The sequence below is a fragment of the Mixta calida genome (genome assembly GCF_002953215.1).
Taxonomy (GTDB): domain Bacteria; phylum Pseudomonadota; class Gammaproteobacteria; order Enterobacterales; family Enterobacteriaceae; genus Mixta; species Mixta calida.
The window spans coordinates 3542136-3564603 of the sequence record NZ_CP026378.1; the positions used below are offsets into that span (position 1 = coordinate 3542136).

At 59.6% G+C, this 22468-nt stretch carries 22 protein-coding genes; 11 read left to right on the forward strand and 11 right to left on the reverse strand.

The window, feature by feature from the left end:
• Positions 1-52: 52 nt before the first annotated feature.
• Genes C2E16_RS16900 through C2E16_RS16915 form a run of 4 tightly spaced genes read right to left on the reverse strand, consistent with a single transcriptional unit; the run spans position 53 to position 1764 of the window.
• Complete coding sequence (locus tag C2E16_RS16900) at positions 53-352, reverse strand: prepilin-type N-terminal cleavage/methylation domain-containing protein (RefSeq protein ID WP_038624402.1); 300 nt, start codon at positions 350-352, stop codon at positions 53-55.
• A complete protein-coding gene (locus C2E16_RS16905) occupies positions 342-779 on the reverse strand; it encodes a DUF2509 family protein (RefSeq protein ID WP_038624401.1) in 438 nt (145 codons plus the stop codon). The genes C2E16_RS16900 and C2E16_RS16905 overlap by 11 nt, the downstream gene beginning before the upstream one ends.
• Complete coding sequence (locus C2E16_RS16910; protein WP_084971546.1) at positions 764-1309, reverse strand: prepilin peptidase-dependent protein; 546 nt, start codon at positions 1307-1309, stop codon at positions 764-766. Before C2E16_RS16910 ends, C2E16_RS16905 begins: the two co-directional genes overlap by 16 nt.
• A complete protein-coding gene (locus C2E16_RS16915; protein ID WP_038624399.1) occupies positions 1300-1764 on the reverse strand; it encodes a prepilin-type N-terminal cleavage/methylation domain-containing protein in 465 nt (154 codons plus the stop codon). The genes C2E16_RS16910 and C2E16_RS16915 overlap by 10 nt, the downstream gene beginning before the upstream one ends.
• A gap of 338 nt (positions 1765-2102) precedes the next feature.
• On the opposite strand from C2E16_RS16915, the gene C2E16_RS16920 reads away from it, so the two are divergent.
• Genes C2E16_RS16920 through C2E16_RS16950 form a run of 7 tightly spaced genes read left to right on the forward strand, consistent with a single transcriptional unit; the run spans position 2103 to position 9056 of the window.
• Positions 2103-2966 carry a MurR/RpiR family transcriptional regulator gene (locus tag C2E16_RS16920; protein WP_084971548.1) on the forward strand — a complete coding sequence of 288 codons (864 nt, stop codon included), beginning with the start codon at positions 2103-2105 and terminating at the stop codon, positions 2964-2966.
• A gap of 15 nt (positions 2967-2981) precedes the next feature.
• Complete coding sequence (ddpX, locus tag C2E16_RS16925) at positions 2982-3569, forward strand: D-alanyl-D-alanine dipeptidase (protein ID WP_038624397.1); 588 nt, start codon at positions 2982-2984, stop codon at positions 3567-3569.
• A 13-nt stretch (positions 3570-3582) separates the two neighbouring features.
• Positions 3583-5142 carry an ABC transporter substrate-binding protein gene (locus C2E16_RS16930; RefSeq protein ID WP_084971550.1) on the forward strand — a complete coding sequence of 520 codons (1560 nt, stop codon included), beginning with the start codon at positions 3583-3585 and terminating at the stop codon, positions 5140-5142.
• A gap of 60 nt (positions 5143-5202) precedes the next feature.
• Complete coding sequence (locus tag C2E16_RS16935) at positions 5203-6225, forward strand: ABC transporter permease (RefSeq protein ID WP_038624393.1); 1023 nt, start codon at positions 5203-5205, stop codon at positions 6223-6225.
• Positions 6222-7115: a D,D-dipeptide ABC transporter permease gene (ddpC, locus tag C2E16_RS16940; RefSeq protein ID WP_038624391.1), complete on the forward strand. Its 894-nt coding sequence runs from the start codon at positions 6222-6224 to the stop codon at positions 7113-7115. Before C2E16_RS16935 ends, ddpC begins: the two co-directional genes overlap by 4 nt.
• Positions 7115-8101, forward strand: a complete 987-nt coding sequence (locus C2E16_RS16945; protein ID WP_104951578.1) for an ABC transporter ATP-binding protein — start codon at positions 7115-7117, stop codon at positions 8099-8101. The genes ddpC and C2E16_RS16945 overlap by 1 nt, the downstream gene beginning before the upstream one ends.
• The gene (locus tag C2E16_RS16950) at positions 8094-9056 is read left to right on the forward strand and encodes an oligopeptide/dipeptide ABC transporter ATP-binding protein (protein ID WP_084970505.1); all 963 of its coding nucleotides are present in this window, start codon (positions 8094-8096) and stop codon (positions 9054-9056) included. Before C2E16_RS16945 ends, C2E16_RS16950 begins: the two co-directional genes overlap by 8 nt.
• Here C2E16_RS16950 and thyA read toward each other — a convergent pair.
• From thyA to rppH, 4 genes are all read right to left on the reverse strand, one after another.
• The gene (gene thyA, locus C2E16_RS16955) at positions 9034-9828 is read right to left on the reverse strand and encodes a thymidylate synthase (RefSeq protein WP_038624386.1); all 795 of its coding nucleotides are present in this window, start codon (positions 9826-9828) and stop codon (positions 9034-9036) included. The genes C2E16_RS16950 and thyA overlap by 23 nt on opposite strands.
• Positions 9825-10700, reverse strand: a complete 876-nt coding sequence (gene lgt / locus C2E16_RS16960; RefSeq protein WP_038624385.1) for a prolipoprotein diacylglyceryl transferase — start codon at positions 10698-10700, stop codon at positions 9825-9827. The genes thyA and lgt overlap by 4 nt, the downstream gene beginning before the upstream one ends.
• A gap of 163 nt (positions 10701-10863) precedes the next feature.
• Positions 10864-13110, reverse strand: coding sequence for a phosphoenolpyruvate--protein phosphotransferase (gene ptsP / locus C2E16_RS16965; protein ID WP_038629892.1), 2247 nt, complete (start codon positions 13108-13110; stop codon positions 10864-10866).
• A 12-nt stretch (positions 13111-13122) separates the two neighbouring features.
• Positions 13123-13650, reverse strand: coding sequence for an RNA pyrophosphohydrolase (gene rppH, locus C2E16_RS16970; RefSeq protein ID WP_104951579.1), 528 nt, complete (start codon positions 13648-13650; stop codon positions 13123-13125).
• Positions 13651-14335: 685 nt separating this feature from the next.
• Here rppH and mutH point away from each other — a divergent pair.
• The 4 genes from mutH (at position 14336) to C2E16_RS17000 (ending at position 17359) form a co-directional block, all read left to right on the forward strand.
• Positions 14336-15019: a DNA mismatch repair endonuclease MutH gene (gene mutH / locus C2E16_RS16985; RefSeq protein WP_038624382.1), complete on the forward strand. Its 684-nt coding sequence runs from the start codon at positions 14336-14338 to the stop codon at positions 15017-15019.
• A 66-nt stretch (positions 15020-15085) separates the two neighbouring features.
• Positions 15086-15796 (forward strand): TerC family protein, encoded by a 711-nt coding sequence (locus tag C2E16_RS16990; protein ID WP_038624381.1) that lies wholly within the window; start codon positions 15086-15088, stop codon positions 15794-15796.
• 137 nt (positions 15797-15933) lie between these two features.
• Entirely contained in the window at positions 15934-16149 is a 216-nt protein-coding gene (locus tag C2E16_RS16995; protein ID WP_038624379.1) for a YgdI/YgdR family lipoprotein, read from the forward strand.
• A gap of 169 nt (positions 16150-16318) precedes the next feature.
• A complete protein-coding gene (locus tag C2E16_RS17000; RefSeq protein ID WP_038624377.1) occupies positions 16319-17359 on the forward strand; it encodes an NADP(H)-dependent aldo-keto reductase in 1041 nt (346 codons plus the stop codon).
• Positions 17360-17397: 38 nt separating this feature from the next.
• Here C2E16_RS17000 and C2E16_RS17005 read toward each other — a convergent pair whose 3' ends face one another.
• The 3 genes from C2E16_RS17005 to aas form a co-directional block, all read right to left on the reverse strand.
• A complete protein-coding gene (locus tag C2E16_RS17005; RefSeq protein ID WP_133052067.1) occupies positions 17398-18780 on the reverse strand; it encodes a hypothetical protein in 1383 nt (460 codons plus the stop codon).
• A gap of 104 nt (positions 18781-18884) precedes the next feature.
• On the reverse strand, positions 18885-20084 hold the full coding sequence (gene lplT, locus C2E16_RS17010; RefSeq protein WP_038624373.1) for a lysophospholipid transporter LplT: 1200 nt from the start codon (positions 20082-20084) through the stop codon (positions 18885-18887).
• Positions 20081-22225 carry a bifunctional acyl-ACP--phospholipid O-acyltransferase/long-chain-fatty-acid--ACP ligase gene (gene aas / locus C2E16_RS17015; RefSeq protein WP_038624371.1) on the reverse strand — a complete coding sequence of 715 codons (2145 nt, stop codon included), beginning with the start codon at positions 22223-22225 and terminating at the stop codon, positions 20081-20083. Before aas ends, lplT begins: the two co-directional genes overlap by 4 nt.
• Positions 22226-22468 lie beyond the last annotated feature (243 nt).

The following is a 22468-nucleotide window of genomic DNA, read 5'->3' on the forward strand; positions in this document are numbered from 1 at the left end:
CTCTACCCCTTAAATCGGCTAATGCAACCGCGATGCGAAAAAAGCGCGAAAATCACTCATCGCAGCGCAGCTGACTCAGCGTTATCAGCGGCAGCGCGGGCCGCGCAACGCTTGTCTGCCACAGCTGACACCCCTCCGGCCCCTGCAGCGTTTGCAGCGTGGCGGCCCAGCCTTCGCTCTCTTCTCCCTGCAGGCGCAGCGCCGCAATGCGCCACGCCTCCTGCTGCTGCCACTGACGATAAAAGCCCTGCGTCAGCGCCTGCTGATAGTGCAGCAGCGCGGTTAAACCAATGGCGAACAACAGCAGCGCCAGCAGCGTCTCTACTACGCTGAAGCCGCGATCAGCGCGCATCGGGCGTACAGGCCTCAGGACGGGAAAGCGGGCAGAAGTCGAGCCAGCCGTGCGCCTGCGGTCGCCAGCGCTTGCCCTCCTCCAGCCGCAGCCACTGCCACAGCGCCAGCGCGTCGGCATCCGCCAGCGCGGAGCCGCGCAGCAGCGCCTCGCCGTTATCCAGCGACAGCAGGCAGGCGCGCCAGCCGAACTGCGTCTGCTGCTGACAGCGCCATCCCTGTCGCAGCGGCCAGATCAGACGCTGCCCCCAGGCGAGCGCCGAGAGCGCCTGATGGTAATCGATCAGGTATTGACGCTCATCGACCACCTGCGACAGCGCCGCGCCGAGCTGCTGCCGCGTCGCATTCAGCAGCGCCGAGCCAAGCAGCAAAACCAGCAGCACCATGGCGATCGCCACCCCGCCGCGCTGCTTCAGCGCTGATTCCATGTATTGACGACGCTGCGCAGCGTCACCGACACGGCGGGGAAGCGCGCCGACGCGCCGCTGAACGTCAGCGCCACCTGCGCGCCGCGGCGGGCAAACGCCAGTCCGTTGATAGTCACGCTTGCCGGATCGGAAAGGCTTTCCCAGCCGCCGCCCTCGCAGCTCTCTGCGCCGCGCTGCATCTCCAGCCGTCGATCGCGCAGCCGGTATCCGTACCATTCGCTTTCCTCCTGATTCGGCCCTTCCCAGCGGCCATTGCCGTTTTCATCCCAGCGCGCCAGCAGACAACCCTGTCGCAGCGTTAGCGGCGCGCCTTCGCAATCACCGCGGCAGTAACCGGCGCGGCGGATCGCCTTCTCCAGCGTGTTGAGCATAAGCTGCAAATCCGCCTGTAACCACACCTGGCTTTGCAAATGCAAATTTTGTCGTTGCAGATGCGGCAGCAAACGCAGCGCGCCCAGCATTAAAATGCCGCTCAGCGCCATCGCCACCAGCATCTCCATCAGGGTGAAGCCAGCGTTTTTTACGGACATATGCTCGCCTCGCAGAGACGGATGCGGCCGCGCGCGGAAATAATCATATGCCAGCGCAGCGTTTCATCACCGAAGGCGATATGGCCTGCGCGCGCCACGTTGCGCCTGCCGTAAAAGCCGGGACTGCCCTCAATGGCGAGAATAGCGACCTGCGGATGCGGCGCCAGCAGCTGTAAGCGTCGGTTAGCCTGACAGCCTGAGACGGGCTTCGGCCCGCTGCCGAGGCACCAGCGCTCCCCCGCCAGCAGCCACAGCGGCTGTTCGCTGTTATGCCAGTTGGCCCAGGCGCGTGCGCCAGAGAGAAACTGTTGCAGCTGCTGCGCGGTATCGCGCATGCGCTGGCGTTGCTGCCACTGCTGCCAGCCGTTCAGCGAAGCCATGCTCAGCAGGCTGACCACCATTAATACCAGCAGCAGCTCCAGCAGCGTAAAGCCGTATGCGGAAGTTTTTTTCATGCGGCTATTGTGCCGCGTCGCTTGCTCATCGCCAGCGTTCCGCCTGTTCTCTGCGCATTGGCTTCCAGGCTTTTGGACGCCGTTTCATACGCAGCCAAACGCAATGTGACCCGCCTCGCAGCAGCGGCGGCATCCAGGAGAGGAGAGTCCCGACTGCACCAGAAATGGGCGATGCTGCACATTTGTTGAGCTTTTGTTAAGACATAATCGCCGCAATGCCGCTGTTAAACGTGCTGCGCGCCGCTTCCCGCTTCGCGTAAACCTGGCATGACTTCTGCTTTGTTAAATAACTAACAGGCCGCTCGCTGATGACAGCGAACTAACATAAGGTTGCCAGAATGGTGAAGCCCACGCTGATCGCCCGTATCGAAAGCACCTTCGGCCAGCAGACGCCCAGCGGCAAACGCATCGCCGGATGGCTGCTGACCCATACGGGACAGATTCCGTTTGAAACCGCCGACAGCATCGCGCGCGCCACCGGCACCAGCGGCATTACCGTAGGCCGCTATCTGCGACGGCTGGGCTACCGCAATCTTGATGATCTCAGGCAGAGCCTGCGCGATACGCCGCAGATCGACTATAAGCCCTGGGGCGTTATCGACCGCCTCGACTCCTGGCAGCAGCAGAAGCATTTGCCGGATCGCTACGCGCAGTCGCTGGAACTGGAGCTGGACGCCATCACGCAGGTTTATCGCCTGGCGCAGAGCGAGGTGTTTCAACGCATCAGTCAGCGGTTGGCGAACGCCGACGCGGTATTTGTATTGGGGATTCAGTCGACACGCGGCATCGCCAACGCCTTTTTCAGCCATCTGGAGTACCTCCGCCCGCACGTCAGCTATGTAGACGGGCTTTCCGGCACCTGGGTGGAAACGCTTAATTCAGAATTTCAGTCGCCCTATGTAGTGGTGACCGATACTCGCGCCTACTCCACTATCGCCCGGCAGTTTTGCCGCGTCGCCTGCGAGCGGCAGATCCCGCTGGCGCTGGTGACCGATGTCTGGTGCCCGTGGGCGCGCGACTATCCGCTCGATTTACTGCAGGTGAAGACCGATACCGGCCACTTCTGGGATTCTCTGGCGCCGCTGAGCTGCCTGTTTAACCTGCTGCTTTCGGCGGTGGTGGAGCAGCTTGGCGAACGACTGGCAGCAAGGTTGGCCGTTAATCGCCAGCTTCAGCAGGAGTTTGGTCAATTTGAACGTTAACCGAGGGAAAAGTACATGACGCAAGAAGCTGAGCTGGTCGACCTGGCGGACCTGTTTCCACAGCTGGAGATCGATCTGAAGTACGCCACGCCCGATAATATCACCGGCTACGCCATCTATCAGGAGGCGCGCTGCCTGCTGCATCCCGACGCGGCGAAAGCGCTGGCGCGCAGCGTGATGGTGGCGCGCCTGGCCGGGCTAACGCTGGTGGTATACGACGCTTATCGCCCTCAGCTGGCGCAGCAGCATCTCTGGCTCGCCTGCCCCGATCCGCAGTATGTAGTAGCGGTGTCGCTCGGCTCCAACCACAGCCGCGGCACGGCGATCGACGTTACGCTGCGCGATGAGGCGGGCCACATCCTTGATATGGGCGCAGGGTTTGATGAGATGCATCCGCGATCGCACCTCTGGAACCCGGAGGTGCCGCCTGCGGCGCAGCGCAATCGCCTGCTGCTGAACGCCATTATGCAGGCCGGCGGCTTCGTCGGCATCAACAGCGAGTGGTGGCATTTTGAACTGCCCGACTCGGTGCGCTATCCCCTGTTAACCGATCGTTTTAGCTGTGCCGCTCTGCCTTCTATAACAACAACACATTCACTTTAACCAGGAGCCTGCTATGAAAACTTCTCCCGCATCCTGCCTGCTGCGCCCGACGCTGCTGGCGTTGGCGCTGAGCGCCGCGTCGCTCTCTGCGCTGGCGGCGGTGCCAAAAGATATGCTGACGATCGGCAAAGCCGCCGATCCGCAAACGCTCGATCCGGCGGTCACCATCGATAACAACGACTGGACGGTGGTCTATCCCGCTTATCAACGGCTGGTGCAGTATAAAACCGCGGGCGGCAAAGGATCGACCGAGGTGGAAGGCGATCTGGCGACGAGCTGGCAGGCCTCCGACGATCAAAAGGTCTGGACCTTTAAGCTGAATCCGGCGGCGAAATTCTCCGACGGCGCGCCGGTTACCGCCGCAGCGGTCAAGGCCTCTTTCGAGCGCCTGCTGAAAATCGCCCAGGGGCCATCGGAAGCGTTTCCGAAAGACCTGAAGGTCGAGGCGCCTGACGAACAGACCGTGCGTTTTACCCTCGGCACCCCCTTCGCGCCGTTTCTGAATACGCTGGCCAACGACGGCGCCGCGATTATCAATCCAGCGGTGCTGAAACAGCACGCGGCCGACGACGCGCGCGGCTGGCTGGCGGAGCATACCGCCGGTTCCGGCCCTTTTATGCTGCAACGCTGGCAAAAAGGCCAGCAGCTGGTGCTGGTGCCCAACCCGCACTACAGCGGCAAACGCCCCGCCTTTAAGCGCGTGGCGATAAAAATCATCGGCGAAAGCGCCACGCGCCGTCTGCAACTGACGCGCGGCGATATCGACATCGCCGAATCGTTACCGGTTGATCAGCTCGGCGCGCTAAAGCAGGAAGGGAAAGTGACCGTGGCGGAATACCCTTCGCTGCGCGTGACCTATCTCTATCTGAATAACGCAAAGCCGCCGTTGAATCAGGTCGATCTGCGCCGCGCCATCTCCTGGTCCACCGACTATCAGGGGCTGGTGAAGGGTATCCTGGCGGGGAACGGCAAACAGATGCGCGGGCCGATACCGGACGGAATGTGGGGCTTCGATCCGCAGGCGATGCAGTACAGTAACGATCCGACACAGGCGAAGGCCGCCTGGGAGAAGGTGGCGGATAAGCCGAAAACCCTTACCTTCCTCTATTCCGACAGCGATCCCAACTGGGAGCCGATCGCCCTCTCTACCCAGGCGAGCCTGAACGCGCTCGGCATCAGCGTCAAGCTGGAGAAGCTGGCGAACGCCACAATGCGTGACCGCATCGGCAAAGGCGATTATGACATCGCCATCGGCAACTGGAGTCCCGACTTCGCCGATCCCTATATGTATATGAACTACTGGTTCCAGTCCGATAAGAAAGGGCTGCCGGGCAACCGCGCTTTCTACGCCAATCCGCAGGTAGACGCCCTGCTGAAGCAGGCGATCTCTACCACCGACCAGGCGGCGCGCACCCGCGACTACCAGGCGGCGCAGAAAATCGTGATTGATGAAGCGGCCTACGTCTACCTGTTCCAGAAGAACTATCAGGTGGCAATGAATAAGGCGGTGCAGGGGTTCGTCTACAACCCAATGCTGGAACAGGTGTTTAACGTCGCCAGCATGAGCAAGTAACGGCGGCTCTCTTTCCTGACCGGCGTCGCCCAGGCGGCGCCTGATACCGAGGCTCAGGCTATGACTGTGTGGAGCATACTGCGGCAGCGCTGCTGGGGGCTGTTGCTGGTAATGGCGGGCGTATGCGTCATCACCTTTATTATTTCCCACCTCATCCCTGGCGATCCGGCGCGCCTGCTGGCTGGCGACCGCGCCAGCGATGAGATGGTGCGGCATATTCGTCAGCAGCTGGGGCTGGATCTGCCGCTGTGGCAGCAGTTTATTCATTATGTCGGCGATCTGTTGCAGGGCGATCTCGGCACCTCGATCCGCACCGGCAGGCCGGTGCTGGCGGATATCGCCGTCTTCTTTCCGGCGACGCTGGAGCTGGCGCTGTGCGCCCTGCTGCTGGCGCTGCTGGCGGGCGTGCCGCTCGGCGTGCTGTCGGCGGTCTGGCGCAATCGCTGGCTCGATCACCTGGTGCGCCTGCTGGCGATTACCGGCATCTCGACGCCCGCCTTCTGGCTGGGGCTGGGAGCGATCGTGCTGTTTTACGGCCATCTTAACCTGCTGCCCGGCGGCGGACGGCTGGACGACTGGCTCGATCCGCCGACGCACGTCACAGGGCTCTACCTGATCGACGCGCTGCTGGCAGGAGACGGCGAGGTCTTTTTCAACAGCCTGGAACATCTGATCCTGCCCGCGCTGACGCTGGCCTTTGTGCATCTCGGCATCGTGGCGCGTCAGATCCGTTCGGCGATGCTGGAGCAGCTAAGCGAAGATTATATTCGCACCGCGCGCGCCAGCGGCCTGCCCGCCTGGCGCATTATTCTCGGCCACGCCCTGCCCAACGCGCTGATCCCGTCGATCACCGTGCTGGGGCTGGCGCTGGGCGACCTGCTGTATGGCGCGGTGCTGACGGAGACCGTTTTCTCCTGGCCCGGCATGGGCGCCTGGGTGGTGGCGTCGATTCAGGCGCTCGACTTCCCGGCGGTGATGGGCTTCGCCGTGGTGGTGTCGTTCGCCTACGTGTTAGTGAACCTCGTTGTGGATTTGCTCTATCTGTGGATCGATCCGCGCATCGGTCGGGGAGGCGCCGTATGACCGTCAGTGAACAAACCGATCTTAACCCAATAAAAATGTCCGTACGCCGTCGCGGCGGCAAGGCGTTCTGGCTGCTGAAGCAGAGTCCGCTGACGCTGATCGGCGGCGCGATTATGGCGCTGATGCTGCTGCTGATGCTGTTTTCGCCCTGGCTGACGCCGCTCGATCCCAACGCTGTCGATCTGGCGGCGCGCTTGCAGCCGCCTTCGTCGGCGCACTGGTTCGGCACCGACGAAGTGGGACGCGATCTTTTCAGCCGAGTACTGATCGGCAGCCAGCAGTCGATGGCCGCCGGGCTGGCGGTAGTGATTGTCGCGGGCGGCATCGGCTCGCTGCTCGGCTGCTTTTCCGGCGTGCTGGGCGGCTGGGCGGACGCGGTGATTATGCGGGTGATGGATATTATGCTGTCGATCCCGTCGCTGGTGCTGACGATGGCGCTGGCGGCGGCGCTCGGCCCCAGCCTGTTTAACGCCATGCTGGCGATCGCCATCGTGCGCATCCCGTTCTACGTGCGGCTGGCGCGCGGTCAGACGCTGGTGGTACGCCAGTTCGCCTATGTGCAGGCGGCGCGCACCTTCGGCGCCACGCGCTGGCATCTGATCGTCTGGCATGTGCTGCGCAACGCCATGCCGCCGCTGGTGGTGCAGGCCTCCCTTGATATCGGCACCGCGATCCTGATGGCGGCGACGCTGGGCTTTATCGGCCTCGGCGCGCAGCAGCCCACAGCGGAATGGGGCGCGATGGTCGCCAATGGCCGCAACTATGTGCTGGATCAGTGGTGGTACTGCGCCTTTCCCGGCGCCGCCATTCTGATCACCGCCGTTGGCTTTAACCTGTTTGGCGACGGTCTGCGTGACCTGCTCGATCCGAAAAGCGGAGGACGTCACTGATGAGCGAACCCCTGTTGGCTATTGACGATTTACGCCTCAGCTTCCCGATTTTTCAGGGCGAGGTGCATGCTCTTAATCGCGTCTCGCTGAGCGTCAACCGCGGCGAAATCGTCGGCGTGGTGGGTGAATCGGGCTCCGGCAAATCGGTGACCGCCATGCTGGCAATGCGCCTGCTGCCCGCCGACAGCTACCGTATTCTCGGCGGCGGCGTGCGGCTACTGGGCGAGGATATACTGCGCGCCAGCGAGAAGCAGATGCGGCAGCTGCGCGGCGCGAAGGTGGCGATGATTTTTCAGGAGCCGATGACCGCGCTGAACCCGACGCGCCGCATCGGGCAGCTGATGACTGAGGTTATCCGCCAGCATCAGCGGCTTTCGGCGCGTGAGGCGCAGCAAAAAGCGATCGCCCTGCTGACAGAGATGCAGATCGCCGATGCGCCGCAGGTGATGAAGCGCTACCCGTTCGAACTCTCCGGCGGCATGCGTCAGCGGGTGATGATCGCGCTGGCTTTCTCCTGCGAGCCGGAACTGATTATCGCCGACGAGCCGACCACCGCGCTGGATGTGACGGTGCAGCGTCAGGTGCTGCGTCTGCTGAAGCAGAAAGCGCGTGCCAGCAACACCGCCGTGCTGTTTATCAGTCACGATATGGCGGTGGTGTCGCAGCTGTGCGATCGCCTGTATGTGATGTACGCCGGCGCGGTGATCGAAAGCGGCCCGACCCGGCAGCTGATCGACCGACCGGCGCATCCCTATTCGCTGGGCCTGCTGCGCTGCGCGCCGGAAGCGAGCGCGCCGCGTGCCGAGCTGCCCGCCATCCCTGGCACAGTGCCCAACCTGACGCAGCCGCCGGTCGGCTGCGCCTTCCGCGAGCGCTGCTTCGCCGCCGACGCCCGCTGTCTGCACACGCCTTCACTCAGCCCGTGCGGCGCCGACGAACAGCTGGCCGCCTGCTGGCATCCGCAACTGGAGCAACGCCATGTCTGACATCCTGCTGGAACTGGAAAACGTTCACGTTAATTTCCCGGCGCGCACCAACTGGCGCGGTAAGGTCACCGAGCGCGTGCATGCGCTGAACGGTCTGGACTTACAAATCGCCCGCGGCGAAACGTTGGGCATCGTCGGTGAATCGGGCTGCGGCAAAAGCACGCTGGCGCAGCTGCTGATGGGAATGATCGCTCCCGCCAGCGGCGTCTGCCATCGCGCCCGCACGCCCGGATCCTGGCTGGGCAGCGGCATGCAGATGGTGTTTCAGGACCCGCTCTCTTCGCTCGATCCGCGCCTGCCGGTGTGGCGCATTATCACCGAGCCGGTGTTTATCCAGCAGCGCAGCAGCGAGGCGCAGCGTCGTATGCTGGCGCGCGATCTGGCGCTGCTGACCGGCATTCGCCCCGAATATCTCGACCGCCAGCCGCACGCCTTTTCCGGCGGTCAGCGACAGCGCATAGCCATCGCTCGCGCGCTCTCGGCGCAGCCCGATATCATCGTGCTGGATGAACCGACCTCGGCGCTTGATATTTCAGTGCAGGCGCAGATCCTCAACCTGCTGGTGCGGCTCCAGCGCGAGCGACAGCTCACCTACGTATTGATTTCGCATAACGTGTCGGTGGTGCGCCATATGAGCGATCGGGTAGCGGTGATGTATCTGGGGCAGATTGTGGAGCTGGGCGCGACGGAACAGGTGCTGACGCAGCCGCGTCATCCTTATACGCGTCTGCTGCTCGACTCGGTGCCGCGCGTGGATCGTTCGCTGGAGGGAGAGCTGGCGGACCGCAAAGGCGACCTGCCGGGGAATCGAAAGCTGCCGCAGGGCTGCTTTTTTCACGACCGCTGTCCGCTGGCGGTACAGGGCTGTCAGCAGCCGCAGCCGTTAAGGATGGACGCCAGCGGCGCAGGGGTGCGCTGCTGGCGTGCCGGGGTTATATCGCCACCGGCGCCTTGATGGCCGGGTGCGGATCGTAGCCTTCGATCTCAAAATCCTCGAAGCGGTAGTCAAACAGCGAGGCGGGCTTGCGTTTGATTACCAGCTTCGGCTGCGGACGCGGCTCGCGGGTCAGCTGCAGGCGCGCCTGCTCCAGATGGTTGCTGTAGAGATGCGTGTCGCCGCCGGTCCAGACGAAATCGCCCGGCTCCAGATCGCACTGCTGCGCCATCATATGCACCAGCAGCGCGTAGCTGGCGATGTTGAACGGCAGGCCGAGGAACACATCGCAGGAGCGCTGATAGAGCTGGCAGGAGAGCTTGCCGTCCGCGACGTAGAACTGGAAGAAGGCGTGGCACGGCGCCAGCGCCATCTGGTCCAGCTCGCCGACGTTCCAGGCAGAGACGATAATGCGGCGCGAATCAGGATCGTTTTTCAGCTGATCCAACACCTTCGCCAGCTGGTCGATCTGACGGCCATCCGCCGCGCCCCAGCTGCGCCACTGCTTACCGTAGACCGGCCCCAGATCGCCATTTTCGTCGGCCCACTCGTCCCAAATCGAGACGTTGTTTTCTTTGAGGTACGCGATATTGGTATCGCCATTCAGGAACCAGAGCAGTTCATGAATAATTGAGCGCAGATGACAGCGCTTGGTAGTGACCAGCGGAAAACCTTCCTGCAAATTGAAACGCATCTGGTGGCCGAAAATCGACAGCGTGCCGGTGCCGGTGCGATCGTTTTTCGGCGTGCCCTCATTCAGCACTTTTTCCATTAACGCCAGATACTGCTTCATTTTTGTTCACCTGTTTGTAGCTGCGGACGACGACGGTACGCCCAAATCATCATAATCACGCCGGCCAGAATCATCGGCACCGACAGAATTTGTCCCATGCTGATACCTCCGAACAGGCCCAGCTGGGCATCGGGCTGACGGAAGAACTCCACGATAATGCGGAACGCGCCGTAGCCGATTAAGAACAGACCGGAAACGCTGCCCATTGGGCGCGGCTTGCGGATAAACAGGTTAAGGATGGTGAACAGCACCACACCTTCCAGCGCCAGCTCATAGAGCTGCGAAGGGTGACGCGGCAGCACGCCGTACGTCGCCAGCAGCGACTGCCATTCAGGATGGGTCGCTACCAGCGCCACATCTTCGCTGCGCGAGCCGGGAAACAGCATCGCCCAGGAGAGGTCCGGCGCCACGCGGCCCCAGAGTTCACCATTGATAAAGTTGCCCAGTCGACCGGCGCCCAGCCCGAACGGGATCAGCGGCGCGATAAAGTCGGAGACCTGGAAGAAGTTGCGTTTGGTGCGGTGCGCGAACCACAGCATCACGACGATCACGCCAATCAGGCCGCCGTGGAACGACATGCCGCCATCCCAGACTTTAAACAGATAGAGCGGGTTATCAAGAAACAGCGGCAGGTTGTAAAACAGCACATAGCCGATGCGTCCGCCAAGGAACACGCCAAGGAAGCCCGCATAGAGCAGGTTTTCCACTTCCTCTTTTTTCCAGCCGCTGCCGGGCTTGTTGGCACGTCGTACCGCCAGCCACATCGCAAACACGAACCCGACCAGATACATCAGGCCGTACCAGTGCAGGGAGAGGGGTCCGATGGAGAAGATCACCGGATCGAATTGGGGGAAAGCCAGGTAGCTATTCATCTTTCACCATTATTGTCATCCGTCCATGGGCTGGACGATGGATAGTTCACTCCATGCGCGCCGCGAAAAGCGCAGCGCCTCTCAGCCAGGAAAAACCGGCCGGGCATGATAGCATAGCCGTTTTCCGGCAGGTTTATGGAAATGTAAACGCGGATAAATCGCCTCAGCGACCGCCGCGGATTAGCCCGCCCAGACCGCGCCTTTCCATAAAGGCGGCGACCTGATGACGCACTTCGGTGGCGGTTTGCGCCTGCAGGCTGCGTTCGCTTAGCGCCTGCGCCTCTTCACGCTCGATATGGCGCAGCAGATACTTCACGCGCGGCACGTTTTTGCCGTTCATGCTCAGATGGTGATAGCCGAGTCCGACCAGCAGCACCACGCACATCGGATCGCCCGCCATCTCGCCGCACAGACAGAGGTCAATCTGTGCCTGGCGCGCCGATTCGGCGATCGATTTCAGCGCGTGAAGCATCGCCGGATGCAGCGAATCGTAGAGATTCGCCACGCGCGTGTTGTTGCGATCCACCGCCAGCAGATACTGCGTCAGATCGTTGGTGCCGACCGAGACGAAATCAACGCGCGACGCCAGGTGCGGGATCATAAACAGCATGGAAGGCACCTCGATCATAATGCCGATGCGCGGTCGGGGGATGTCGTAGCCGAGCATCTCCTCCACTTCCTGCCCGGCGCGATCGATCAGGCGTCGCGCCTCGTCGATCTCGTCGATGCTGGTGATCATCGGCAGCAGAATGCTGAGGTTGCCGCTGGCGGCGTTGGCGCGCAGCATGGCGCGCACCTGCACGAGAAAAATCTCCGGCTGGTCGAGCGTCAGGCGGATGCCGCGCCAACCCAGACAGGGGTTCTCCTCGCTGATCGGCATATAGGGCAGCTGCTTGTCGGCGCCGATATCGAGCGTGCGCAGCGTCACCGGCTTATTCAGAAACAGCTGTAGCATTCCCTGATACTGAGCCACCTGCTCCTCTTCCGACGGGAAGCCGTTTTGCAGCATAAAAGGGATTTCGGTGCGGTAGAGGCCGATGCCGTCCACCCAGTTGTCCATCGCCTGCTCATGTTCGGCGCTGAGGCCCGCGTTCAGCATCACCTGAATACGTTCGCCGCTTTTCAGCTCGGCAGGCTGTTCGACGTCATCTTCCGCCAGCCGGCTTAGCGCGTTCTCCTCACTGACCAGCCGCTGATACTCATGGATCAGCACCGGTTCAGGATCGATCAGCAGTTCGCCGCGGTAGCCGTCGACGATCAGCAACCGCTTATCGAGCATTTCCGGCAGAATATCGGCGCCCATCACCGTCGGGATGCCCATCGCGCGCACCAGGATCGCGGCATGCGAGTTGGCGGCACCGTCGCGCACCACCACGCCCGCCAGACGCTCCTGCGGCAGCTCCGCCAGCGTGGTGGCCGTCAGCTCGTCCGCCACCAGCACAAAGCGCTCCGGCCAGGCATTGGTGCCCTGTAACGTATCATCAAGGTGGAACAGCAGGCGCTGACCCAGCACGCGCAAATCGCCCGCGCGCTCGCGCAGGTAGCTGTCCTGCAGGCTGGCGAACTGCGCAGCGAACTTCTCAATAACCTTTTTCACCGCCCATTCAGCGACCGATCCGCCCTCGATCTCGGCAAAGAGATCCTGTTTCAGGCGCGCGTCGCTAAGCAGGTGGGAGTAAAGATCGAAAATGGCGGCGCTCTCTTTCTGCACGCTGGCGCTGAAGCGCTTGCTGAAGCGGCGGAATTCATTGCTCGCCTCGCCCATCGCCAGCGATAGCCGCTCGCGCTCGCGCGCGACATCCAGCGTCGAGGCGGCGAACACATGCTCCAGAGAAGGCTGAGTATTGTCGACCCAGCCGGGCGCGACCGCGACCCCAGGCGCCGCCGCCAGCGCGCGCACGCGCTTCTGACGGAAGTGGCCGAACAGCTGGCTGAGCTGGGACTGAGTGATCAGCGTGGCCATCTGCGTGGCGAGCGTCACCAGAAAAGATTCTTCGCTTTCGTCAAACTGACGATGTTCGCGCTGCTGCACTACCAGCACGCCAAGCAGCTGGCGGCGCGTAATGATCGGCACGCCGAGGAAGGAGCGGAAACGTTCCTCTTTAACCGAAGGAATGAATTTGAAGCTGGGATGACTCTGCGCGTCGGCGAGGTTGATCGGTTCCGCCAGTCGCCCTACCAGCCCGACGATGCCCTGATCGAATGCCAGCGTGACGATCTTGCCGCGCGGCTTTTTCAGCCCGCGCGTCGCCATGAGGTAATAGCAACGACGATCGTGATCGGCGAGATAAATAGAGCAGACTTCGGTTTCCATGGCGAAACAGATTTCGTTCACCAGGATCTCCAACGCCTCATCCAGACGCGGCGCGGCCGCCACTTTCTCTACAATCTCACGCAACTGAGTCAGCATCATCAGCGTGGCTTAACCTCTTTTTCGTCGATAAGCAGGCGAATTGCGCTGCGTTGCACTCTCCTGCAGCGGCATGACGACGCTGGCAAACTCTTTCATTACGCGGCGGTAAACATCGCGCTTAAACGAGACCACCTGACGAACAGGATACCAAAAGCTGACCCAGCGCCAGCCGTCAAATTCCGGCGTGCTGCTGGTTTGCATGTTGATATCGGCGTCATTGCACATCAACTGCAGAAGAAACCACTTCTGTTTCTGGCCGATACATACCGGCTTCGTGTCCCAACGCACCAAACGTTTTGGCAACTTATAACGTAACCAGTTTCGGGTAGAAGCAAGCAGGCGGACATCTTTACGGTGCAAACCGACTTCTTCAAAGAGTTCACGGTACATAGCCTGTTCCGCAGTTTCTCCTGGATTGATGCCCCCCTGCGGGAACTGCCAGGAATGCTGTCCGAAACGCCGGGCCCATAATACCTGCCCCTGCCTGTTACAGATTACAATACCAACATTTGGGCGGTAGCCATCATCGTCGATCACGGGACTACCTCAAACTGAAATTCAGATAGTCTGATTGTTTCATACTCCTTACAGGCGGTAAACCACTGCTTGCGGCTGTGCATAACGCATAACATTGGGATAACTCACAGATTTCATCATAGTTATAAACAGAGACCGGCTAAAACATCCCATTTTATTCACTTTTTCTGTGGATAGCTTTGTGCAGAACATGGTAAACGGCCGGGAAAAGCTGCAAAAAACCGTCATTGCCCGCCGTAAGATCTTCTATAAAATAGATTTAATATCAATAAATTAAATATCAAACCCAGGCCGTGATCGATTCCCGACCCGGCTTCAAAAGATAAAAAGATCCTTTACTGGCGAAAGATCAAACACCGATGTTTTTATCCACAGAATATGCCATAAAGTTACGCACAAAATGGCCTCACCCAGCAAAAAGAGCCTCCGTCAAGGCTGTAAATGGAACCAGTATGTGCGAAAAAACTGAGTTATCCCAGTTTTCTGTGGATAACTACGGGTAAGATCCTGTTCATTGTCGGTGACAATGTGGGTAAAACAGTACGGCCCTTTGCCGCGTCGCAGGATCGTCCAGATAAAAACCCAAGGGTAATCATGCTATTATTCCCCCGCTTTTTCTTCTGTGAGACCGCCGCCGACAGGCAAAACAGAGATGGTTATTTTTTGATCAACTAACAGGCTTTTTATGACGACACGGTTTTTATCAGCGCCACCCGAAAATGAAGCGGAACTGCTGACGCGCGCGCAGGCGCTGGCTGGCTATACGCTGAGCGAGCTGGCCCAGCAGGCGGGCATTCCAACGCCCGCCGATTTGCGCCGCGATAAAGGGTGGGTCGGCATGCTGCTGGAGATACATTTAGGCGCCAGCGCCGGCAGCAAGCCGGAACGCGATTTCGCCCATCTTGGCGTAGAGTTGAAAACCATTCCTGTTGACGCGCAGGGCCGTCCGCTGGAGACCACCTTCGTCTGCGTCGCGCCGCTCACCGGCAACAGCGGGGTCACCTGGGAGAACAGTCATGTACGCCATAAGCTGGCGCGCGTGTTGTGGATTCCGGTTGAGGGAGATCGCGCGCTGCCGCTGGCGACGCGCCGCGTCGGCGCGCCGCTGCTCTGGAGCCCCTCGCCGGAAGAGGAAGATCTGCTGCGGCGCGACTGGGAAGAATTGATGGATATGATGGTGCTCGGTCAGGTAGAGCGCATCACCGCCCGCCACGGCGAAGTGTTGCAGATACGTCCGAAAGCGGCCAACAGCAAAGCGCTGACCGAAGGTATCGGTGAACATGGCGAACCAATCATGACGCTGCCGCGCGGCTTTTATCTGAAGAAAAGCTTTACCGCCCCGCTGCTGGCGCGCCATTTTTTGCTTTAACATTTCCCAGACGAAAGACGATGCGTATAATCATCGTTTATCTTTCGTTTAGGATGCGATGTTACAATGTTCGACTGGATTGCAGATCCCAATGCCTGGCTGGCTCTCGGCACGCTCACCATTCTGGAAATCGTGCTGGGCATCGACAATATTATTTTTCTTTCTCTGGTTGTCGCCAAACTCCCGAAAAATCAGCAGAACAGCGCGCGTCGTATCGGCCTGATGGGCGCGATGCTTATGCGCCTCGGCCTGCTTGCCTCTATCGCCTGGGTAGTGAAGCTGACCAATCCGCTGTTTACCCTGATGGATCATCCTTTCTCCGCGCGCGATTTGATTCTGCTGGGCGGCGGGCTGTTCCTGCTGTGGAAGTCGAGCATGGAGATCCATGAAAGCATCGAAGGCGGCAGCGAGGAGCATAAAACCAACGTTCACTCCTTTGTCGGCGCCATCGCGCAAATCATGGTGCTGGATATTATCTTCAGCCTCGATTCCGTTATCACGGCCGTGGGCCTCTCCGATCACCTGTTTATTATGATGGCGGCGGTCATTATCGCCGTGGGCGTGATGATGTTCGCTGCGAAAAGCATCGGCGAGTTCGTCGATCGTCATCCTTCCGTCAAAATGCTGGCGCTCGCTTTCCTGATTCTGGTCGGCTTCACGCTGATTCTGGAAAGCTTCAATATTCATGTGCCGAAAGGCTATATCTACTTCGCCATGTTCTTCTCAATGGCCGTAGAGTGCCTGAATTTGATGCGCAGCAAAAAAGCCCCGCAGTAAACCTGTCATTCTCCTGTCCGGCTACGGCCGGATATTTTCGCTTTTTCACTTTTCGGAATTATGCGATTAATCCTGGGCAGCCGATGTTTTATTACTACACTGTTTAGTTGTGTTGAACAGGCAGGAGAAAACTGGCAATGAAGCGGATAATGGGCGCGGCTGCCGTGTCAATAATGTTGCTGTTAAGCGGTTGCAGCAGTAATTATGTGATGGCGACCAAAGATGGTCATATGATTTTGACTGACGGTAAACCGGAAATTGATAAAGATACCGGGCTGGTAAAATATACCGATCAGGCTGGCAATGAATTGCAGATTAACGGCGATGAAGTTTCCTCTATTATTGAGCGTTAATCATCCGTAAGCGCCGACGCTTTTTTCTTCGGCGCTTATCGCAACCGTAAACATCACTCTTCTCTTTCCCCTCTCGTCAGCGACCGCTATAGTCGCAGCAGTGCGCCACGCTTTTTGTTGTACGGGCGCCGCCAAGATTCTTTCCATAATGATAAAAGGAAGCCGGCAAATGCACTATCACCGTATCCCCCATAGTACGCTGGAAGTCAGCCAGCTGGGCCTGGGAACCATGACGTTTGGTGAACAAAACAGCGAAGCCGACGCCCATGCACAGCTGGATTTGGCCGTTAGTTGCGGCATCAACCTGATCGACACTGCGGAAATGTACCCCGTCCCGCCACGCCCGGAAACGCAGGGCTTAACCGAGCAATATATCGGCAGCTGGCTGAAAGCGCGCGGCAACCGCGACAAAATTGTGCTGGCGAGCAAAGTCGCTGGCCCGTCGCGCGGCAACGATGCTGGCATCCGCCCTGGGCAGGTGCTGGATCGCAAGAATATTCGCGTGGCGCTGGAAGCAAGCCTGAAACGCCTCAACACCGACTATATCGACCTGTATCAGGTGCACTGGCCGCAGCGCCAGACTAACTGTTTCGGCAAGCTGGGCTATCAGTACACCGACAGCAGCGTGCCGGTGACGCTGTTGGAAACGCTGGAAGCGCTGGCCGAGCAGGTGCGCGCCGGCAAGATCCGCTATGTGGGCGTATCGAATGAAACGCCGTGGGGCGTGATGCGCTATTTGCAGCTGGCGGAAAAGCATGAGCTGCCGCGCATCGTCTCTATCCAGAATCCCTACAGCCTGCTGAACCGCAGCTTTGAAGTCGGACTGGCGGAGATCAGCCAGCATGAGGGCGTAGAGCTGCTCGCCTATTCCAGCCTCGCTTTCGGCACGCTGAGCGGCAAATACCTCAACGGCGCCCGTCCGGCTGGCGCGCGCAATACGCTGTTCAGCCGCTTTACGCGCTACAGCGGCGAGCAGTCGCAGCTGGCGATTGCGGAATATGTCGATCTGGCGCGCAGGCATGGCCTCGACCCGGCGCAGATGGCGCTGGCTTTTGTGCGTCAGCAGCCTTTCGTCGCCAGCACGCTGCTGGGCGCCACCACCCTTGAGCAGCTGCAAAGCAATATCGACAGTTATCAGCTGACGCTCAGCAGCGAAGTGCTGGAGCAGCTGGAAGCGATTCACCGCCGCTATACCTATCCGGCGCCGTAAAAACAACGCCAGGGCGCAGCGCTAACCGCTGCGCCCGTTTAATCCGCTGCTTGCTCCTCGGCGGGAAACTGCGGTTTATCAATCCACTTGCGCGCTTCAGGCTTTAACAGACCGCATTGAATCAGATTCTCGATTTCGCGTTTTTTCCCCGCCAGGCTCATTACCAGCGCTCTCGCATAGAGCTGTCTCCAGCGTAAATCCTCTACTATATCGGGCGTGTCTTCACCGGAAATTTTAATCGTGCGCGCACTCCAGATCTTCGTCACCGCCAGCGTAAAAGGCGAGGGCTGCGGTTGAAAGTGGTAATCATTGCGCTGTTGCAGCAACAGCGGCAGCTGGTTGGCCTCTTCAATCATGGCGGCAGGCGCGGCACGATCCATTTGTTGCCGTGCCAGGCTCTGAACTCTGGCTTTCATTGACGCCATTCCCGGCAGCATAAAATCACGCATTAGAAAATAGAGCCGGCTTTGCTGATCGACAGCCCAGGTAAAAGCGTCGCGCGCGCTTTTCTGTTTCTCGACATAAAAGGCGTTATCGGGATGCTTTATCAGGCACTGTTGTTGCCAGCTATTGATAATATCTTTTTCTGCGTTGGTCGTTGCTTCACTGGCAATAAGCAGCTGGCGATAATCTTCATGCATCAGCTGTAGCTGTTTATTTAACTCAGTCCATATTTCCGCAGGCAGCGCTACGCTGCTGTTTTCCAGCAGGGCATCAGATTTATCCAAATGCTGCTTAACGGGCGCGATGCAATGCCGTTGCAAATCCCAGCTGAAAAGTAAAATTTGCGGCGCCAGCAGCCGCTCGCAATCATGCCAGGCTTGCTGTAGCGCGCCGGTCTGCCTATTGAACTGCTGTAGCGACTGCAAAACAGACGTCTGCTGCTGGATACTATTCAGTCTTGCCTGCCCGTAACGCTGCCAGCCTGCCTGGACAGCGAAAATGACCAGACCAACCATTACGATAACAACACCTGCCGCCACGACACGCTGCCGCAGAGTGCTTTTATGAAACCAGGAGCCATAGAAGCTGCGCTGCACGCGCGGGCTGTTGCCTATATAGTCGGAGATAGTATCCCATCCCCATATGCTGATTGACGGTTGCCCCGCCGCTTGCCGTTTCAATGAAAGCTGTGATGCATATTGATGCAGCGCTACGTCATCGGGCAGAGTCGTTAACACGAGGATTTTATCAACCCTGACGTGGCCGTTATCGATTTCCTTACAGACGTTATCGATATCGCTTTTTCGTAGTCTTTTCCCTACACCCTGCTGGCGACCTTTGCACTGAGCTGCGATCGCCCCTTCCAGCGTTTTGCCATAAATATCGATACCATCCTGGCGTTGCCCGCTGCGTCCCCAGCGCTGAAATTTAGTGGCGTAAATATCACTCAGTAACGCCAGACAAAGCCGTTCAAACATTTGCCAGTCCCGTGGGACAGGATACTGAACTGCATTGCTGCCATTCATTACACGTTCCTGCTTTCCTGATTAAATAAAAGCTACGTTTCCCGCCGCTTTTACTGTTAATGGCGCTTTTGCGCCAGCTGCCAGCCCCACAGTACAGCGATCGCCAGCGCAAACAGCACGCCGAAGCCGACGCCCGTCGCCACCGGCGGCGCACCCAGCCTAATCGCCAGCGAATAGAGGCCCAGCATCAGTAGCATCGCGCTGTTCTCACCGAGGTTCTGCACTGCGATAGCGTTGCCAGCGCCGACCGTCTGCTTGCCGCGCTCCTGCAACAGCGCATTCAGCGGCACAACAAAGAAGCCTCCCAGCGCGCCGATAAGGATCAGCAGCGCATAAGCGTTCGCCTGGGTATGCTGTAATGCGAAGAGAACCACCGCAACGCCGATCAACACTCCGGCGGGCATGCAGCGTCCGACGGTTTTCAGCGTCACCAGCTTTGCCGCCGCCGCCGCGCCGATAACGATCCCGATAGCGACCATCGCATTCAGCAGCGTTGGCGTTTTATTGTCGGTAATGCCCAGCGCCACCGGCACCCACAGCACCAGCAGAAAACGCAGCGTCACGCCGGCGCCCCAGAACAGGCTGGTACCCACCAGCGAAAAACGGGTTTCGCCATTGCGCCATAGCTGCCGTGTCGCCTGAAAGAAACTGCGCGCCATCGCCAGTGGATGCCAACTCTGTTCTGGCCGCGCCGCCGCCAGCTTCGGTATCGACAGGTTTGCCACCACCGCCAGCGCATAGGTCAGCACGCAGATGCCCAACGCCGCCAGCAGGCTCCAGTCCGCCAGCACGCCGCCCGCCACCGATCCCAGCAGGATCGCCGCGATGGTCGAGGCTTCCATCAGGCCGTTCGCTTTCACCAGCTGTTCGCCGCGGGTGATCTCACCGAGAATGCCATACTTCGCCGGTGAATAGGCCGCCGCGCCGACGCCCACCAGCGCATAGCCGATAAAGGGATTCAGGCCGATGCAGATCGCCAGCGCGCCCAGCAGCTTCAGCCCGTTCGCCAGCATCATGACGCGGCCTTTGGCAAAGCTGTCAGCCATCTGCCCGACAAAAGGCGCCAGCAGGATATAGGTGGCGACAAAGACCATCTGCAATACCGGCTGACTCCAGTCGGGCCAGAGCTGATTTTTCAGCACCGCCAGCGTAGCGAACAGCAATGCGTTATCGCCGAAGGCGGAGAAGAACTGGGCGACGATAACCGCCAGCATGCCGCGTGACATTAACGAGGAGTCGTTACCGGGGAGCTTCATTCTTCTTCCACCATTTTTTTCAGAGTGACGAAGTCGGGCTTGCCGCTGCCAAGCAGCGGCAGCTGTTTCAGGAAGCGAATATCACGCGGCACCGCCAGCTCCGCCGCGCCCAGCTCGCGCGCCGCCTGTTGCAGACGATCGCGTTGCAGCTCGCCGTCGGTAGTGAACAGCACCAGCGCTTCGCCGCGATTGCCGTCCGGCCTGAGGGTGGCGGCGTGCTGTTTCTCCGGCGAGGCCTTCAGCGCGATCTGCTCCACCACCTCCAGCGAGACCATCTCGCCGGCGATTTTAGCGAAGCGTTTCGCCCTGCCCTGAATCTGGCAGAAGCCGCCCTCATCGAAGCTGACGATATCGCCGGTATCATACCAGCCCGGCTCCATCACGCCTTCGCCGTTGTCCGCCATCGGCGGCTCCAGCTCGCCGGGACGCTCAACGCGCAGATAGCCTTTCATGATATTCGGTCCGCGCAGTTGCAGCCGACCGCCCTGCTCGATGCCCGGCACCGACATCAGACGCGAATCCATGCCCGGAAGCAGGCGGCCAACTGTATGCGGTTTCGCCGCCATCGGCACGTTAATCGCCACCACCGGCGCGCATTCGGTCACGCCGTAGCCTTCCAGGATGCGGATGCCGAAGCGATCCTGATAAATCTGGCGTACGCCTTCCTGGAGCTTCTCCGCGCCAGCCACGACATAGCGCAGGCGCGCGAAGTCATAAGGGTTGGCGAAGCGGGCATAGTTGCCGAGGAAGGTCGAAGTGCCGAAAAGCACCGTGCAGTTACGGTCATAGACCAGCTCCGGCACGATGCGATAATGCAGCGGGCTGGGATAGAGAAAAACCTGCGCGCCGGTCATCAACGGCGTGAACAGCCCAACGGTCAGGCCGAAAGCATGAAACAGCGGCAGCGAGGCCATGAAACGATCGCGCGGGGTGAAATCGGCCACGGTGCGGATCTGTTCGACGTTGGCCAGCAGGCTTTTATGGGAGTGAACCACCCCTTTGGGATTGCCCTCGGAGCCGGAAGTAAACAGCACCATCGCCGCATCCTCCGCTTTCTGCGGCAGCATCGCATGACGCGGCGCCAGCAGATGCGCGAGTATCCAGAGCTTATCTTTGCCGGTAACGGTATCTTTTAAATCTTCCAGGTAGATCCACTGCACCTGCGGCGTACCCTGCGGCAGATGCCACAGATTGCCTTTCTCCAGGAACTGACGCGAGGTGAAAATGGTTTTGATCTGCGCGGCGGCCACCGCGCTGGCGAGACCGTTGACGCCAGCGGTGTAGTTAAGCATCGCCGGAATACGCGCGCGCAGCGTGGCGCCGAAGATGGCGGCGGCGGTCACGGTGGTGTTGGGCAGCAGCAGACCGATATATTCGCCGGGCTGGGTATAGCGCTCCAGGATGCGTCCGACGCCCAGCGATTTTTTCAGCAGGCCGGTGTAGCTATCGGGTGCGAAATTAATGTCTTCAATACAGGGCTTGAACCAGCCGTAGCGCGTGCGGGCGTTCAGGAACGCTTCAAACAGCGTCTCACGCGGGCGCACCGCCATGCGCGCCTCCATCATAATATGATGCAGATGCTCGCCGGCCAATATACGGCGATCGCGGGCGCGCGGCGCGTCCGGCATCGGAATCCGCGTAGGCGGCAGCAGCGTCAGGGTGATGCGCGGAAACAGGCGGCGCTTAAAGACGCCGCCGAGACGACCGAAAGGGGTAAACTCCGCGCCTTCGATACGCATCGGCACCACCGTCGCCTGCGATTTCGCCGCCACAAAGCCAGCGCCGCTGTAGATCTTCATCAGGGAGCCGGTAACGGTGATGCGCCCTTCAGGGAAGATCACCACCGGCCGGCCTTCGTTAAGCGTGCGCACCAGATATTTGATCGACATAGGCCGGGTGGGATCGAGCGGCACAAAATCCACCAGCGGCTTAATCAGGCGCATAAACCATTTATCGCTGATGTCAGAGTAAACGGCGAAAACCGGTTTGACCGGCAGGAACAGCGCCAGCAGCATGCCGTCCAGGAAAGAGGCGTGATTAGGCGCGATCAGCACTTTCTCCTTATGCAGACCGGAGAGATCGCCGCGCAGCTGCACGCGCCACAGTAAACGAAACAGAAAACGAAACAGGTTAAAAAGCATGCCAGCTCCTTAGCAGCCAAAAATCTGGTTATCACCATGCAGCAAAGATCTGCTGAACTCAACGCCAACGGACGAAAATTTTATATGACATGGCGTTGGTCCGCTACGAAGGCGCTATTTCTCTAAAAGTATTTTATAAAACAATTACAATACAATTAATATATTCGCTCTTTTATTCGGCCTGATTTAATCAAATAAACGCTTAACGAAACCTCTTATATGAAGACTCTTTTTTGTTATCTG

Bases quoted from the DNA above. Each gene is read 5' to 3' on its own strand.
- C2E16_RS16945 (WP_104951578.1), top strand. From the start codon at position 7,115: ATGAGCGAACCCCTGTTGGCTATTGACGATTTACGCCTCAGCTTCCCG.
- C2E16_RS16990 (WP_038624381.1), top strand. From the start codon at position 15,086: ATGTTCGACTGGATTGCAGATCCCAATGCCTGGCTGGCTCTCGGCACG.
- C2E16_RS17005 (WP_133052067.1), bottom strand. From the start codon at position 18,780: ATGTTTGAACGGCTTTGTCTGGCGTTACTGAGTGATATTTACGCCACT.
- C2E16_RS17000 (WP_038624377.1), top strand. From the start codon at position 16,319: ATGCACTATCACCGTATCCCCCATAGTACGCTGGAAGTCAGCCAGCTG.
- aas (WP_038624371.1), bottom strand. From the start codon at position 22,225: ATGCTTTTTAACCTGTTTCGTTTTCTGTTTCGTTTACTGTGGCGCGTG.
- ptsP (WP_038629892.1), bottom strand. From the start codon at position 13,110: ATGCTGACTCAGTTGCGTGAGATTGTAGAGAAAGTGGCGGCCGCGCCG.
- C2E16_RS16935 (WP_038624393.1), top strand. From the start codon at position 5,203: ATGACTGTGTGGAGCATACTGCGGCAGCGCTGCTGGGGGCTGTTGCTG.
- C2E16_RS16950 (WP_084970505.1), top strand. From the start codon at position 8,094: ATGTCTGACATCCTGCTGGAACTGGAAAACGTTCACGTTAATTTCCCG.
- C2E16_RS16910 (WP_084971546.1), bottom strand. From the start codon at position 1,309: ATGTCCGTAAAAAACGCTGGCTTCACCCTGATGGAGATGCTGGTGGCG.
- C2E16_RS16930 (WP_084971550.1), top strand. From the start codon at position 3,583: ATGAAAACTTCTCCCGCATCCTGCCTGCTGCGCCCGACGCTGCTGGCG.
- C2E16_RS16900 (WP_038624402.1), bottom strand. From the start codon at position 352: ATGCGCGCTGATCGCGGCTTCAGCGTAGTAGAGACGCTGCTGGCGCTG.
- C2E16_RS16915 (WP_038624399.1), bottom strand. From the start codon at position 1,764: ATGAAAAAAACTTCCGCATACGGCTTTACGCTGCTGGAGCTGCTGCTG.
- thyA (WP_038624386.1), bottom strand. From the start codon at position 9,828: ATGAAGCAGTATCTGGCGTTAATGGAAAAAGTGCTGAATGAGGGCACG.
- mutH (WP_038624382.1), top strand. From the start codon at position 14,336: ATGACGACACGGTTTTTATCAGCGCCACCCGAAAATGAAGCGGAACTG.
- C2E16_RS16905 (WP_038624401.1), bottom strand. From the start codon at position 779: ATGGAATCAGCGCTGAAGCAGCGCGGCGGGGTGGCGATCGCCATGGTG.
- lgt (WP_038624385.1), bottom strand. From the start codon at position 10,700: ATGAATAGCTACCTGGCTTTCCCCCAATTCGATCCGGTGATCTTCTCC.
- C2E16_RS16995 (WP_038624379.1), top strand. From the start codon at position 15,934: ATGAAGCGGATAATGGGCGCGGCTGCCGTGTCAATAATGTTGCTGTTA.
- C2E16_RS16920 (WP_084971548.1), top strand. From the start codon at position 2,103: ATGGTGAAGCCCACGCTGATCGCCCGTATCGAAAGCACCTTCGGCCAG.
- ddpC (WP_038624391.1), top strand. From the start codon at position 6,222: ATGACCGTCAGTGAACAAACCGATCTTAACCCAATAAAAATGTCCGTA.
- lplT (WP_038624373.1), bottom strand. From the start codon at position 20,084: ATGAAGCTCCCCGGTAACGACTCCTCGTTAATGTCACGCGGCATGCTG.
- ddpX (WP_038624397.1), top strand. From the start codon at position 2,982: ATGACGCAAGAAGCTGAGCTGGTCGACCTGGCGGACCTGTTTCCACAG.